The sequence below is a fragment of the Acinetobacter suaedae genome (assembly GCF_008630915.1).
GTDB lineage: Bacteria > Pseudomonadota > Gammaproteobacteria > Pseudomonadales > Moraxellaceae > Acinetobacter > Acinetobacter suaedae.
The window spans coordinates 3,084,012-3,097,591 of sequence record NZ_CP043909.1; the positions used below are offsets into that span (position 1 = coordinate 3,084,012).

Annotated in this window: 13 protein-coding genes and 1 riboswitch; of the genes, 7 read left to right on the forward strand and 6 right to left on the reverse strand. The window is 40.8% G+C overall.

Annotated features, from left to right (window positions below; genetic code table 11):
* Positions 1-35: 35 nt before the first annotated feature.
* Positions 36-758, reverse strand: a complete 723-nt coding sequence (gene phoU / locus F2A31_RS14365; RefSeq protein ID WP_150027157.1) for a phosphate signaling complex protein PhoU — start codon at positions 756-758, stop codon at positions 36-38.
* Positions 759-947: 189 nt separating this feature from the next.
* A riboswitch (TPP riboswitch) is annotated at positions 948-1,068 on the forward strand.
* A gap of 92 nt (positions 1,069-1,160) precedes the next feature.
* Between phoU and thiC the strand changes: the two genes are divergently transcribed.
* The 5 genes from thiC (at position 1,161) to gluQRS (ending at position 6,319) form a co-directional block, all read left to right on the forward strand.
* Positions 1,161-3,056 (forward strand): phosphomethylpyrimidine synthase ThiC, encoded by a 1,896-nt coding sequence (gene thiC / locus F2A31_RS14370; RefSeq protein WP_150027159.1) that lies wholly within the window; start codon positions 1,161-1,163, stop codon positions 3,054-3,056.
* A gap of 75 nt (positions 3,057-3,131) precedes the next feature.
* Complete coding sequence (locus tag F2A31_RS14375; protein ID WP_150027161.1) at positions 3,132-3,743, forward strand: NUDIX domain-containing protein; 612 nt, start codon at positions 3,132-3,134, stop codon at positions 3,741-3,743.
* Positions 3,744-3,765: 22 nt separating this feature from the next.
* A complete protein-coding gene (gene cpdA / locus F2A31_RS14380) occupies positions 3,766-4,581 on the forward strand; it encodes a 3',5'-cyclic-AMP phosphodiesterase (RefSeq protein ID WP_150027163.1) in 816 nt (271 codons plus the stop codon).
* Between the two features lie 203 nt (positions 4,582-4,784).
* Positions 4,785-5,318 carry an RNA polymerase-binding protein DksA gene (dksA, locus tag F2A31_RS14385; protein WP_005083939.1) on the forward strand — a complete coding sequence of 178 codons (534 nt, stop codon included), beginning with the start codon at positions 4,785-4,787 and terminating at the stop codon, positions 5,316-5,318.
* Between the two features lie 137 nt (positions 5,319-5,455).
* Positions 5,456-6,319, forward strand: coding sequence for a tRNA glutamyl-Q(34) synthetase GluQRS (gene gluQRS, locus F2A31_RS14390; RefSeq protein ID WP_150027164.1), 864 nt, complete (start codon positions 5,456-5,458; stop codon positions 6,317-6,319).
* A 60-nt stretch (positions 6,320-6,379) separates the two neighbouring features.
* Here the strand turns inward: gluQRS and ftsW are convergent, their stop codons facing one another.
* The 5 genes from ftsW to F2A31_RS14415 all read right to left on the reverse strand — a co-directional run bounded on the left by ftsW (position 6,380) and on the right by F2A31_RS14415 (position 11,489).
* Entirely contained in the window at positions 6,380-7,573 is a 1,194-nt protein-coding gene (gene ftsW, locus F2A31_RS14395; RefSeq protein WP_150027166.1) for a putative lipid II flippase FtsW, read from the reverse strand.
* A gap of 10 nt (positions 7,574-7,583) precedes the next feature.
* Positions 7,584-8,942 carry a UDP-N-acetylmuramoyl-L-alanine--D-glutamate ligase gene (murD, locus tag F2A31_RS14400; protein ID WP_150027168.1) on the reverse strand — a complete coding sequence of 453 codons (1,359 nt, stop codon included), beginning with the start codon at positions 8,940-8,942 and terminating at the stop codon, positions 7,584-7,586.
* A 172-nt stretch (positions 8,943-9,114) separates the two neighbouring features.
* The gene (locus tag F2A31_RS14405) at positions 9,115-9,366 is read right to left on the reverse strand and encodes a DUF6587 family protein (RefSeq protein WP_150027170.1); all 252 of its coding nucleotides are present in this window, start codon (positions 9,364-9,366) and stop codon (positions 9,115-9,117) included.
* Between the two features lie 12 nt (positions 9,367-9,378).
* The gene (feoB, locus tag F2A31_RS14410) at positions 9,379-11,232 is read right to left on the reverse strand and encodes a ferrous iron transporter B (RefSeq protein WP_150027172.1); all 1,854 of its coding nucleotides are present in this window, start codon (positions 11,230-11,232) and stop codon (positions 9,379-9,381) included.
* A complete protein-coding gene (locus tag F2A31_RS14415) occupies positions 11,229-11,489 on the reverse strand; it encodes a FeoA family protein (protein ID WP_017394530.1) in 261 nt (86 codons plus the stop codon). The genes feoB and F2A31_RS14415 overlap by 4 nt, the downstream gene beginning before the upstream one ends.
* 150 nt (positions 11,490-11,639) lie before the next feature.
* On the opposite strand from F2A31_RS14415, the gene xerD reads away from it, so the two are divergent.
* On the forward strand, positions 11,640-12,560 hold the full coding sequence (gene xerD / locus F2A31_RS14420) for a site-specific tyrosine recombinase XerD (protein ID WP_150027174.1): 921 nt from the start codon (positions 11,640-11,642) through the stop codon (positions 12,558-12,560).
* A gap of 129 nt (positions 12,561-12,689) precedes the next feature.
* Entirely contained in the window at positions 12,690-13,505 is an 816-nt protein-coding gene (locus F2A31_RS14425; RefSeq protein ID WP_150027176.1) for a DsbC family protein, read from the forward strand.
* Positions 13,506-13,580: the final 75 nt, after the last annotated feature.

The following is a 13,580-nucleotide window of genomic DNA, read 5'->3' on the forward strand; positions in this document are numbered from 1 at the left end:
TGGTAAACAATAGAGTTCAGACAGGTCAAATAAAATTATTTTTGATGAACTTTTTGTTCTATTTCTTCAATACTGGTATGACGAACATCTGTCCCTTTTGCCATATAAATCACTTGTTCAGAAATATTACGTGCGTGATCACCGATACGCTCCAAAGAACGTAATACCCACATTACATTCATCACACGTGAAATATGACGTGGATCTTCAATCATATAAGTCATCAATGTCCGTGTTGCTGACTGATATTCACGATCAATATCAACATCTGCCATCACAACTTTCAACGCTTGATCAACATCCAAACGTGCAAAAGCATCCAAGGCATCATGAATCATGACACGTACTTGGTTACCAATATGACGTGTTTCCATATAACCGCGTGGAGACTCACCCTCTTCACATAGGTTTTGAGCAATACGTGCGATTTTTGCAGCCTCATCCCCAATACGCTCCAAGTCAGTATTGGCCTTACTCATTGCAATGACCATACGTAAATCAATCGCAGCGGGATGACGGCGTGCCAAAATCAAGGTTAGACCTTCATCAATATCACGCTCAAGCTGATTGACAGTATTATCTTTAAACTGAACATCAATCGCGAGATTGGCATCTGTATCTAATAAAGAATGGATTGCATTGGCTACCTGTTGCTCTACCAAGCCCCCCATGCTCATAAATTTGGTATGTACATCTTGTAAGTCTTCATTAAATTGTGAAGAAATATGATGACTTAACACAGGATTACTTGGACTCACAGAATGCCTCCATTAGACACATGGAAAATGATGCATGATTAAAACATAACAATGATGAAGTTTTTATGACAGTCATCTTATTTCCGATTAAACAACTCGGATATCTTAAACATACCATAGAAGTTAGAAAAATTGTGCAATTCTGATCATTCCAGCCAACAGACACAATCAGAATCATGCTAAGCTAAATGCTGCTTGACGGAGCGCAGTTAATCAACTGCTGAGATCATAATAATCACGTGATTTAAATATGAGTACCGTTGAACCTGATCAGGTTAACACCTGCGTAGGAATCAAGCCCAGCAAAAACCTAGCTCAGTTTTATCCACGTTTCGAAGGATAAATCCGCCATTGTTTTTGGTCGTGCTTGATTCGTTAATGCCATAACATAAGGATCATGCCATGAACCAATTAACGAATCTTTCTCCAGCTGATATCTCTGCTCAACATGAGCAAGATGCTAAAGATTTAACTCGTATTTTACCCGCATCTAAAAAAGTTTATGTCCAAGGTTCTCGTCCAGACATTCAAGTTCCATTCCGTGAAATTAGCTTGACAGAAACACCCACTGGCTTAGGAGGTGAATACAATCCTCCGATCATGGTATACGACACATCTGGGGTTTATACTGATCCGAATGTACAAATTGATTTAAACAAAGGTTTACCTTCGATTCGCCAAAAATGGATTGAAGAACGTAACGATACTGATGTTCTGACGGGTCTGAGTTCTGAATTTGGCCAAGCACGTTTAAAAGATATTCGTACTGCTGAAATTCGTTTTGCCCACATTCAAAATCCACGTCGTGCACAAGCAGGTAAAAATGTCACGCAAATGCATTATGCCAAACAAGGCATTATTACGCCTGAAATGGAATATATTGCAATTCGTGAAAACCAGCGCCAACGTGAAGATGTTGATATGCGTCAACATCCAGGCCAAAACTTTGGGGCACAAAATTTAAGAGAAATAACCCCTGAATTTGTACGCCAAGAAGTTGCAGCAGGACGCGCCATTATTCCGGCCAACATTAACCATCCCGAATGTGAACCCATGATTATTGGTCGCAATTTTTTGGTAAAGATTAATGCCAATATTGGGAACTCAGCACTCGGTTCATCGATTGATGAAGAAGTTGCAAAAATGACATGGGCAACTCGTTGGGGTGCCGACACCATTATGGACTTATCAACAGGCAAAAATATCCATGAAACGCGTGAGTGGATTATCCGCAACTCCCCTGTTCCAATTGGTACTGTTCCAATTTACCAAGCTCTAGAAAAGGTCGATGGCGTTGCCGAAGATTTGACATGGGAAATCTTTAAAGACACTTTGATTGAACAAGCCGAGCAAGGCGTCGATTATTTCACTATCCATGCAGGTGTATTACTTCGTTATGTTCCAATGACGGCCAATCGCTTAACAGGAATCGTCTCTCGTGGCGGCTCAATTATGGCGCAATGGTGTTTAGCTCACCATAAAGAAAACTTTTTATACACGCATTTTGATGAAATCTGCGAAATCATGAAAGCATATGATGTGTCATTTAGCTTAGGTGATGGTTTACGTCCAGGTTGTATTCAGGATGCGAACGATGAAGCACAATTTAGTGAACTAAAAACCTTGGGTGAACTCACCCACCGCGCTTGGGAACATGACGTACAAGTAATGATCGAAGGGCCAGGGCATGTGCCAATGCATATGATCAAAGAAAATATGGATCTACAACTTGAGGTCTGCAAAGAAGCACCATTCTATACACTTGGACCGCTGACCACAGATATTGCCCCAGGTTATGACCACATCACCTCTGCAATTGGTGCAGCAATGATTGGCTGGTATGGTACGGCGATGTTGTGCTATGTAACACCAAAAGAGCATTTGGGCTTGCCAAATAAAAAAGACGTTAAAGACGGTATTATTACCTATAAAATTGCAGCGCATGCAGCAGACCTAGCTAAGGGACATCCAGGTGCGCAAGTCCGTGATAATGCCCTCTCTAAAGCACGTTTTGAGTTCCGTTGGGATGATCAGTTCAATCTTAGCTTAGATCCTGATACTGCACGCAGTATGCATGATGAAACATTACCTAAAGAGGCACACAAATCAGCACACTTTTGTTCAATGTGTGGCCCTAAGTTCTGCTCGATGAAAATCACGCAAAATGTGCGAGATTATGCGCAAAATCAAAGCAATGCCAAACAATCAGATGATGCCAATACAGAAGTTGAAGCAGGTCTCAATGCAATGAAAACCGCTTATCAGGAACATGGTCAAAAATTGTACCACAAAGTGTAAATCTACCAAAAAAAGATTTGCCTGCGAAACATTCTCGGTTAGGATGAGATATGTACAATCTCATCCTAATTGAAGATGAATATTCTTGACCACGCCAGCTATTCAGCCTCCGACGTTACGATAGAATCTCGAACGTTCTTATACCGAGGGTTTATTCAAGTAGAGAAAGTGTGTCTCAAACATCGATTATTTCATCGATTGGAGTACTCACCTATTATTCAACGTGAATTAATTCATCGGCCTGAAGCAGCTGGCGTTTTATTATACAATGATGTACAGCAACGCTTTGCCTTAATTGAGCAATTCCGAATTGGTGCGATCAACGATAAAACCTCTCCATGGCAACTTGAAGTCATTGCAGGAGTTCTTGATGGCAATGAATCTCCTGAATGCTGTATTCGTCGAGAAGCACTCGAAGAATCTGGATGTAAAATCACAACGTTAAAACATTTATTTAGCTTCTACCCATCTGTTGGCGCATGCTCTGAACTTTATCATTTATATGTAGCAGAAGTTGAATTACCACAAAATGGAGGCGTATTTGGGGTATCAGATGAAGGAGAGAATATTCAACTTCATTTATTTGATTATTCCCAACTACACACATTATTAAATAATGGGCGGTTGAGAAATGCACCTGTAATCATGGCATTACAATGGCTTGCTCAACATATACAACAACGATAACAAGTCTGAGGGGCTAAATACGGTGACCTACCAAGTCTCAACCTCATCTCAACAAGATTTTGTGATGATACAGATTACTGATACACATTTATTAGAGTATCCGCATTTAGAGTTCGTTGGTATGCAACCCGAACAAAGCTTTCATGCAGTAATTGACTTGATGCGCCAGCAACATCCTCAAATCGACCTGATTGTACATACAGGTGATTTAGCACAAACACCAACGCCTGTGACTTACAATCGTTACATCCAGCACATGCAAAGCTTGCAAATCCCTTTTTTCCACACACCTGGCAACCATGATGATGCCGCACATTTTCCCTTTCATGAAGTCGACCAAACTCAAATTACGGTGGTTGAATTAGGGAAATGGGTCATTATTCTTTTAAATAGCGCACAGCCTCAACGCATTGATGGAAGAATTACCGAAAAACAACTTCGTCAACTTCAAACCTTACTAACGCAACTGCATGATCGTTATGTGATTCTTGCCTGTCACCATCACCCATTTGCCATGCAATCTGCTTGGATTGATCAACATAAGCTAAAAAATGCCTCTGATTTATTGGAAACTATTCAACCCTTTTCTAATATCAAAGCGATTGTTTGTGGGCACGTTCACCAAGATGCGATTCATAAATGGCAAGGTATCGACTTACTATCAACTCCGTCTACCTGTATTCAGTTTAAGCCTAGAAGTGAGAAGTTTGCATTAGATGAAGAACATCCTGGTTATCGCTATATTTGCCTAAAAGCCAATGGCGAATTAGAAACAAAGGTCTATCGACTCAAAACATCAGAACGCATGACGAGCTCTGAAGTCTTAGGGTATGATTAAACATGGTTTTTAAACTTTTGATTACAAATCACATCGATGATTTCTCACTAAATCTAGACATGAATGACTACCATCTTGCGAAAAAAGTCTATATGATGACGACCCCTGATGGAAAAAACCATCGCAGGTTTCTATAAAAAACACTTGCATAGCACCATATTTTTTGCGTATAGATAATACGTGTAAGATGAGGAATGCCCTATATGGCGAATGACAACCAAAATCAAGTCTTGGATGAACAAACCGAAGTGATTGATGAGCAAAAAGCGCCTGTAAAACGTGTGCGTAAAACCAAGGCTAAGGCTGCGGAAGGTGGAACAACTGCAAGTTTATTTGGTATCGCACCTTATCAGCCAAAGAAAAATGAAGAATACATGTCTGATGGGCAACTTGAGCATTTCCGTCAAATTTTAGATGCATGGAAAGCTGAGTTAATGTCTGAAGTTGATCGCACCTTGAATACCATGCAAGATGAATCAACCGCATTACCTGATGTCAATGACCGAGCAACGCAAGAAGAAGAGTTTGCTATTGAATTACGTACACGTGACCGTGAGCGTAAACTCATTCGTAAAATCGAACAATCACTTGAAGCAATTCAAGCTGGCGATTATGGCTTTTGTGAAACTTGCGGTATTGAAATTGGTCTACGTCGCTTAGAAGCACGTCCAACAGCAACTCAATGTATTGATTGCAAAACTTTGGCTGAAATCAAAGAAAAGCAAAACAACGGTTAACCCCTCTCCTTTTCCAAAGGGTGTGCAACAGCGCTTTGTAATTCACCAATTCGATACATCTTTGAAAATTCATGATCCCCTCCTTTTAGAAAGGAGGGGGTAAGGGAAGATGTAAATATACTGCAATAAGTTTCCCTATGTCTTATATCGGTCGATTTGCTCCGTCCCCTACAGGCCCTTTACATTTTGGGTCTTTACTTACGGCTGTCGCGAGTTATTGCGATGCCAAAGCCAATCAAGGTCAATGGTTGGTTCGAATTGAAGATACAGACATTCCGCGCATCTATCCAAATAGTGAAACACATATTCTTAGGTGTATTGATACTTTTCAGTTTGAGCCAGATGCCGAAATTATTTTCCAAAAAGATCGCTTAGCGTGCTATGAACAGGTGCTAGAGCAACTCAAAGCAGCTCAAGCAATTTATGCTTGCCAATGTACACGTAAAGTTCTCGGCTCGAACCATATTTATGCAGGTACATGTCGAGAGCTTAACTTAGATTTTGCCCAACAAGCTATTCGCCTAAAAGTCTCTGATCAACGCATCTGTTTTGAAGACCGCCTACAAGGTCAACAATGCTCCAACCTTCAACATGATTTAGGCGATTTCATATTAAAACGCCGTGATGGCATTATTAGTTATCAACTTGCTGTCGTCGTTGATGATTTTTTACAAGGCATTACCCATGTTGTTCGAGGTGCAGATTTACTAGATAACACAGCACGACAAATCTGGTTAGCTTCGGTGCTGAATTATCCTGTTTTACAGTATATGCATCTGCCATTAGCAATGAATGATCAAGGCCAAAAACTATCAAAGCAGAATATGGCACAACCGCTTGAACTTTCAAAAGCGCCTGAACTATTACAGCATGCCATTTTGGCACTCGGTCAACCCCATGTCGATCTCGACCAACCAAATATTATGCTTCAGCAAGCAATACAACAATGGGATGTGAATCTCATCCCACAAGGCATTTATCTTTCTGGTGTATATCAATAGACAATAAAAAAGCCCTTGTTAGAATCAAGGGCTTTCCAATTCAATTTTAGTTCAGAACAACTAGAAGTTTGACTCTTCCTTAACCGGATTATGCTCTTGAGTTGAAGCATCAATTTTTAAAATCAAACTAATCATCGCTGCACACATCATCAATGATGTTCCACCATAACTAATGAAAGGCAACGTCAAACCTTTGGTAGGCATTAAGCCCATATTCATGCCAGCATTAACCAAAATTTGCAGCAAGAAAATAATGCTAATTCCATACGCAAGGTAACCAGCACGCAAATAATTGTGCTGCAATGCACGGTGTCCAATTTTGATACAACATGCAAGCATCGTGAAAGATAAAATCATCACTGAAGTCACACCAACAAAACCAAACTCTTCACCTAACACCGCTAGCATGAAGTCCGTATGTGCTTCGGGTAAATAAGACAATTTTTGAACACTATGCCCTAGACCTGTTCCAAACCACTCCCCACGCCCAAAAGCCATCAAAGCATTAGATAGTTGATATCCAACGCCTAAAGGATCAGCCCAAGGATTAGTAAACGAAATCAGGCGCTGAAAGCGGAAGGGTTCAAAGATAATTAATGCACTCACACCAGCGAGAATCGCACCTAACATGATCAAAAACTGCGTTGCTGGGGCACCTGCCAAAAAGAAGACTCCAACCATCATCAGAACAATTACAACCGTAGCTCCCAAATCAGGTTCTGCTACAATAAAGCCCACTGTTAGTGCCATTACCCCACTTAAACGCAGTAATCCTTTCCAGTGAGTACGCACTTCTTTAGCACGGCGAACCACATAATCTGCGGTAAAAATTGCCATAACAATCTTAGCAATTTCAGTTGGTTGCAATGTAAAACCACCGACTTTAATCCAGCGATGGGCACCGTTGACCTCGGTCCCAACCACTAATACGGCCAACAATAATAAGATAGTAATCAGCCATAATAAGAACACATTTTTGAACCACAAATTAAGCGAAACGCGATAAGTTAGAAATGCCACGATACCTGCAACACAAATCGAGATGCCATGGCGAATCAAGAAATAAAATGGATTCTCATGGATATACTCCGCATAGGGCATTGAAGCCGATGCCACCATCACAGAACCAAAGCATAGTAAACAAATCACGCAAAAAATAAGAATATTACGCGCCGTCATTTCTGCTGGAAGTTTTGGTAAACGACTCAATAATTGCGAAATTTTTTGCGCCGTATTTTGGGCTAAATCCGCCATAATTCTATTCCTAATTTTTATTACCATTCAAGGCATGCACACATGCCACGAATTGATGACCACGGTCATTATAACTTTTAAACATATCAAAACTTGCACATGCAGGTGAAAGCAAAACAATATCTTCAGCTTGTGTTGACTGATGGGCAATATCGACAGCCTGCTTTAAGCTAGTTGCATGCTGAATCTGGGTTGTATTGTGTAAGGCTTGCTCAATCATGGCAGCATCCTCACCAATCAAAATAACAATTTTAACGTATTTCTGTATCGCATTACGCAAAGGCTTAAAATCTTGACCTTTGCCCTGACCGCCTAAAATCAATGCCAATTTGCCATGCTTTGCTTCAATTGCGGCACCCAACCCATCTATTGCGGCAAGTGTTGCACCGACATTGGTACCTTTAGAATCATTGTAATAACGCACTTGATCAATCGTCTGTACATATTCACAACGATGCTCCAGCCCTTTGAATTGTCGCAATGTTTCCAACATTGATTGCATCGGTAGACCAATTGCCTCACCTAGCGCTAAACATGCCAAGGCATTTGCAACATTGTGCATTCCTTGAATATACAAATCTGAGGTTTTGATTAAACGTTCACGACCACGGGCTAGCCACATGCTCCCATCAGCTTCACGAAGTACACCATATTGATTCATGTCAGGTGCATTTAAACCAAAACTCTGCATCGGTGTGACATCAGGAACGAGTGGACGACTTAAACTGTCATCACGGTTATATACCACCTTTTTCACACCTTGGAAGATACGATGTTTTGCTTTATGGTAGCCGAGCATATCGCCATGACGATCTAGATGATCCTCACTCATATTCAGCAACACGGCCACTTCCGCATTCAAATGAGAGGTCGTTTCTAACTGAAAGCTGGATAACTCCAACACAATGAGTTCAGGCTGATCTTTGAGTAAATCTAGTGCTGGGCGACCTAAATTACCACCTACAGCCACTTTTTTTCCTGCATCCTTTGCCATCAAGCCAAATAAAGTTGTAACTGTACTTTTGGCATTAGATCCAGTAATTGCAACAATTGGAACATCTGTTGCACGATGTAATAATTGGATATCACTGATAACGGGAATACCCTTTTCAAGTGCTTGTTGGATCTCTGGTAGTTGGGGTGCCAATCCTGGACTTAAAATAATTTCTTCGGCTTGTAGCAATAGATCTAGATCTAGCTTTCCAAAGCTTTTTTTAATATTTTCAGGAATTTGATCACATCCTGGCGGTGTTGCTCGGGAGTCCGTGACTGCAACTTGGTAGCCTTGTTCATGCAGAAAGTTTACTGCTGATACGCCTGAAATACCCAAGCCAGCCACAACTTTTAATCCACCACGTTGTATTAACATTTTTGCCCCATTTGTTACGGATCACGGAATGGCAAAAATGTTAGCACTTTACTGTTTTAAATGCTTTTTCAGTTTTAGTTTTATTCACTCTTTTTTGTGTCAGTGCGTAAAAGCTAAACGCTTTAAAGTTGAAAAAAAATTGCCCATATCTTGATATGGGCAATCCTTATTTTCAACGCCATTTGACAGTTTGTATCAGCTCTGCCTTTTTACTGTCTGCTTCATCAGTTGAACAACCACAACCTCCACCACAGCCGGCAACCATCTTAGGCTTTAACCATGTTGCTAAACGTTGCCAACCTAAGCGTTGACACAAGCTTGATAAAGCATCAAACGCTGAATTTGCTGTTTGAGGAAACACTTTCTTAAACACAACGATAGCGCTCCACAGTACCAATACAGCGACAATCAGGTATTCAAACATAAGGCACTCCAATCAACCCCAAATGCGAGATGCAATTTGATAGGTAAAGAAAGACATCAAATAAGCCAACCCAAACAGATAAGCGGTCATTACACCCACATGTTTCCAAGAACCCGTTTCACGACGCACTGTCGCAAGAGTAGCTAAGCAATGTGGGGCATAGATAAACCAAACCAATAATGATAATCCTGTTGCAAGTGACCAACCTGAACCATCGGCACTAATTAAATTCGCCAAACCATCAGCAATCGCATCATCATCCACACCAGACAATGCATATACCGTTCCCAACGCAGCCACCACAACTTCGCGTGCCGCCATTGCAGGAATCAATGCAACGACGATTTGCCAGTTAAAGCCAAGTGGAGCAAAAATTGGTTGTAACAAATGCCCAATCATTCCCGCAAAGCTATAATCAATTGCAGCACGCGTTGCGTCCTCAGGTGCTTGAGGGAAAGTACATAAGAACCACAATAGAATCGAAAGAGCGAAAATAATTCCACCCACACGCTTTAAGAAAATTTTGGCGCGATCTAACAGACCAATCGCTACACTTTTGAAGTTAGGAATTCGATAGCTTGGTAGCTCTAACAATAATGCATGTTGCGACTTATCTTTTTGCAAAAATTTTGTCACAAAGGCAACGCATAAAGCACTAATGATCCCTGCCATATATAAACCAAATAACACTAAACCTTGCAGGTTAAAAATCCCCCACACGGTTTGACTTGGGATAAAGGCAGCAATCAATAACGCATACACAGGTAAACGCGCCGAACAAGTCATCAATGGCGCAACCATAATCGTGGTAAAACGATCTCGTGGATCACTAATACTACGTGTCGCCATAATGCCTGGCACCGCACAAGCAAAACTTGACAGTAAGGGAATAAATGCACGTCCACTCAGCCCTGCTTTAAACATCAGTTTATCTAACAAGAAGGCTGCGCGTGGTAAATAACCCGATTCTTCCAACACTAAAATAAAGAAAAACAGAATCAGAATTTGTGGCAAGAAAACCAGAACACTCCCAGCTCCAGCAATAATCCCATCAACCACTAAACTATTGAGCAAAGGTTGACTAATATGTTCGCCTAAAATCTCACCTGCCCAAGCAAAAAATTCTTCAATCCCATCCATGAATGGTGCGGCCCAAGCAAAAACTGCTTGGAAAACCACAAACATCATGACTGCTAAGCTCAACAAACCAAGCACTGGATGTAGGAAAATTTTGTCGAGGAAATTGGTACGCTGATCTTCCTGATCAACAAACTTAACCACATCGTTAAAAATCACTTCGATCTTTTGATGATGATCGCCCGTCAAACCGCTCAATTCAGTTTTTGGAATGCTGTAGTTACCTTGATCAAGTGCGTGCAATAGATTTTCGACGCCTGCACGACGAACAGCTACAGTTTCCACCACAGGAACACCCAAACGTTCCGATAGTTTTTGTGTATTGATTTGAATGCCACGACGACGCGCTTCATCCATCATATTCAATACCACTAAAACAGGACGTCCAAGCTCAATCACTTCTAAGACCAAACCCAAATGCAATTTTAGGTTGGTCGCATCTACAACACATAAGAAAGCATCTTGATGACCTTCTTCTGCAATTTTACCTTGGCAAACATCACGGGTAATTTCTTCATCTGGGCTGGTTGCTTTTAAGCTATAAGTGCCGGGCAAATCCAGAACACGCACAGCTTTACCTGATGGAAGTTGGAAATGTCCAACCTTACGCTCAACCGTTACTCCCGCATAGTTAGCAACTTTTTGGCGTGTTCCTGTTAAATGGTTGAATAATGAAGTTTTACCACAGTTCGGATTTCCCACAAGGGCAACACGTAACGCATCACTCATGCAGGTGCTCCTTCAAGTTGAATTTCTATTTTATCGGCTTCAGCTTTACGTAATGCAAATCGCGTAAAACCTATCTGGATCAGGATCGGGTCACCACCAAAAATACCTTTGGTAATCACCTGTACTTGTGTACCTGGCACAAAGCCTAGACTCTCTAAACGAACAGCCACAAGATCTGTCTGTTCCGTATCATCGACTAAGCGATTAACTTTAGTAATCATCGCTGTTTGCTTGACTTTCAATGCTGATAAACGCACCACATTTCACCATAAACCGTTTTCACCAAGTATACAGGCAAATGAGAATAATTACCAAAACCAATCTCAATGGCATTTACCCGACTTGCAGATCGACAAGACTTATATTTTCTTTTACAGTGCCAACAAAGAATCTCAGTTTATTCAGTCATGTTAAATAAAAAACCACGTATTCCCGCCGCAGTTTCTATCCCAGAACATTTAAGTTTTTTGCAGGGTTTTCGTGATTATTTAGTTGCACAAACTGTAAGCCCCCATACGCGTAATGCTTATTTATCTGATTTGATTCAATGCAGCGAGTTACATCAAACTACATCTTTGCCAAAGTGGTCCAGTGAGGATATCGGAGATGTCCTAATTGGATTAACCAAAGCAGGGAAAAGCCCTCGTTCAATCGCACGTTGCCTCTCTGCCCTACGCCAATTTTATAAATTCTTACGCGAACAAAAATTAAGAGAAGATAACCCTGTTGCCTCACATCACTCGCCTAAAATTGGTCGTGCATTACCCAAAGATCTATCGGAACAAGATGTGGAAGCTCTAATCAATGCGCCCGATATTAATACTGCGTTAGGCTTACGTGATCGTGCTATGTTGGAAGTTCTTTATGCGTGTGGATTACGAGTATCAGAGTTACTCAATCTACGTTTAGAGTTGATTAACTTGAAACAAGGTTTTTTACGTATTACAGGCAAAGGTAATAAAGAGCGTCTTGTTCCATTGGGACAATATGCTTGTGATTGGATCGAAAAATATTTAGCTGAGTCTCGACCACAATTGTATAAGAGCAATACGGATTATTTGTTTTTAACTCAGCATGGCGGAATTATGAGCCGCCAAAATTTTTGGTATGCAATTAAACGCTACGCACTACAAGCCAATATTCAAGCTGAACTCTCACCACATACCTTACGACATGCATTTGCAACACATTTACTTAATCATGGGGCTGATCTACGTGTCGTTCAAATGCTACTTGGGCATAGTGACCTATCAACCACACAAATTTATACGCATGTTGCCCAACATCGAATGCAAGCCTTACATAGCCAATATCATCCGAGAGGTTAATGCATACTACAAAGCAGCAAAAACAAATCGCAAGATGTTCACAGAGCTGATGCAAGATTTAACGAAGTTATTGTGTTTTTTTGGTATGCTTGAGCAAGTTTATAAATACAGTATGAAAAAAGGTTATTTATGGTGTTTACTCAGTCTAGATTAGTACTGGCTTGTACATTAGCATCGACTTTAATACTAGGTGCTTGCTCAAAGGAAAATGCTGCACCAAAACAAGATACGCTGACAGCAAGCACACCAGCAACGGGTGAAGCGTCAACATTAAATGAACGTAATGCACAACAACGGTTAATCTCGACTTTAGAAAAACATTTTAAAACAGCAAAAATTAATGCCAAAATCATCGCAGTACAAAAAACAGATGTCCCTAACCTATTCTGGGTCAATCTCGATGGTATGGGTTCAGTCTATGCAACAAGTGATGGTCAATACATTATCCAAGGCGATGTCATTCGCCTAGGTGACAAACAACTGCATAATGTCGGTGATGCATTACAAGCTATAGAGAATAAAAAACATTTAGCAACTCTCAAAACTGAAGACTTGATTGTATATCCTGCTAAAAGTGGCAAAGCCAAACATGTAATTTACGTCTTTACCGATTCAAGTTGCCCTTATTGCCACCGCTTGCATGAACACATTCCAGAGATTACAGCCAAAGGCATTGAAGTCCGTTATATCGCGTGGCCTCGTGGTGAACAATTTATGCCGACCATGCAAGCAATTTGGTGTAGTGACGATCGCAAAGCAGCGTTTGAACAAGCAATTCAAGATCAACCTGTCGCCTCAGCTGAATGTAAGAACCCTGTCCGTGACCAATATCAACTGGGTCTTAATATGGGCGTGAATGGTACACCAGCAATTTATAACGTTGAAGGTGAATACTTAGGTGGTTATATGACTGCAGATGAAATCGTTCAACGTTTAAACAAATAATCGATGCTTTTTGCATTCAAAATTTGAACGACTCGGGCGACAGATTAAAGATGATCTTAATCAGGGTCTGTTATT

What these genes read in the sequence shown, in the direction of transcription:
- xerD (WP_150027174.1), top strand. Translation starts at nt 11,640, where the DNA reads ATGTTAAATAAAAAACCACGTATTCCCGCCGCAGTTTCTATCCCAGAA.
- feoB (WP_150027172.1), bottom strand. Translation starts at nt 11,232, where the DNA reads ATGAGTGATGCGTTACGTGTTGCCCTTGTGGGAAATCCGAACTGTGGT.
- ftsW (WP_150027166.1), bottom strand. Translation starts at nt 7,573, where the DNA reads ATGGCGGATTTAGCCCAAAATACGGCGCAAAAAATTTCGCAATTATTG.
- gluQRS (WP_150027164.1), top strand. Translation starts at nt 5,456, where the DNA reads ATGTCTTATATCGGTCGATTTGCTCCGTCCCCTACAGGCCCTTTACAT.
- dksA (WP_005083939.1), top strand. Translation starts at nt 4,785, where the DNA reads ATGGCGAATGACAACCAAAATCAAGTCTTGGATGAACAAACCGAAGTG.
- F2A31_RS14375 (WP_150027161.1), top strand. Translation starts at nt 3,132, where the DNA reads ATGAATATTCTTGACCACGCCAGCTATTCAGCCTCCGACGTTACGATA.
- murD (WP_150027168.1), bottom strand. Translation starts at nt 8,942, where the DNA reads ATGTTAATACAACGTGGTGGATTAAAAGTTGTGGCTGGCTTGGGTATT.
- F2A31_RS14425 (WP_150027176.1), top strand. Translation starts at nt 12,690, where the DNA reads ATGGTGTTTACTCAGTCTAGATTAGTACTGGCTTGTACATTAGCATCG.
- thiC (WP_150027159.1), top strand. Translation starts at nt 1,161, where the DNA reads ATGAACCAATTAACGAATCTTTCTCCAGCTGATATCTCTGCTCAACAT.
- F2A31_RS14405 (WP_150027170.1), bottom strand. Translation starts at nt 9,366, where the DNA reads ATGTTTGAATACCTGATTGTCGCTGTATTGGTACTGTGGAGCGCTATC.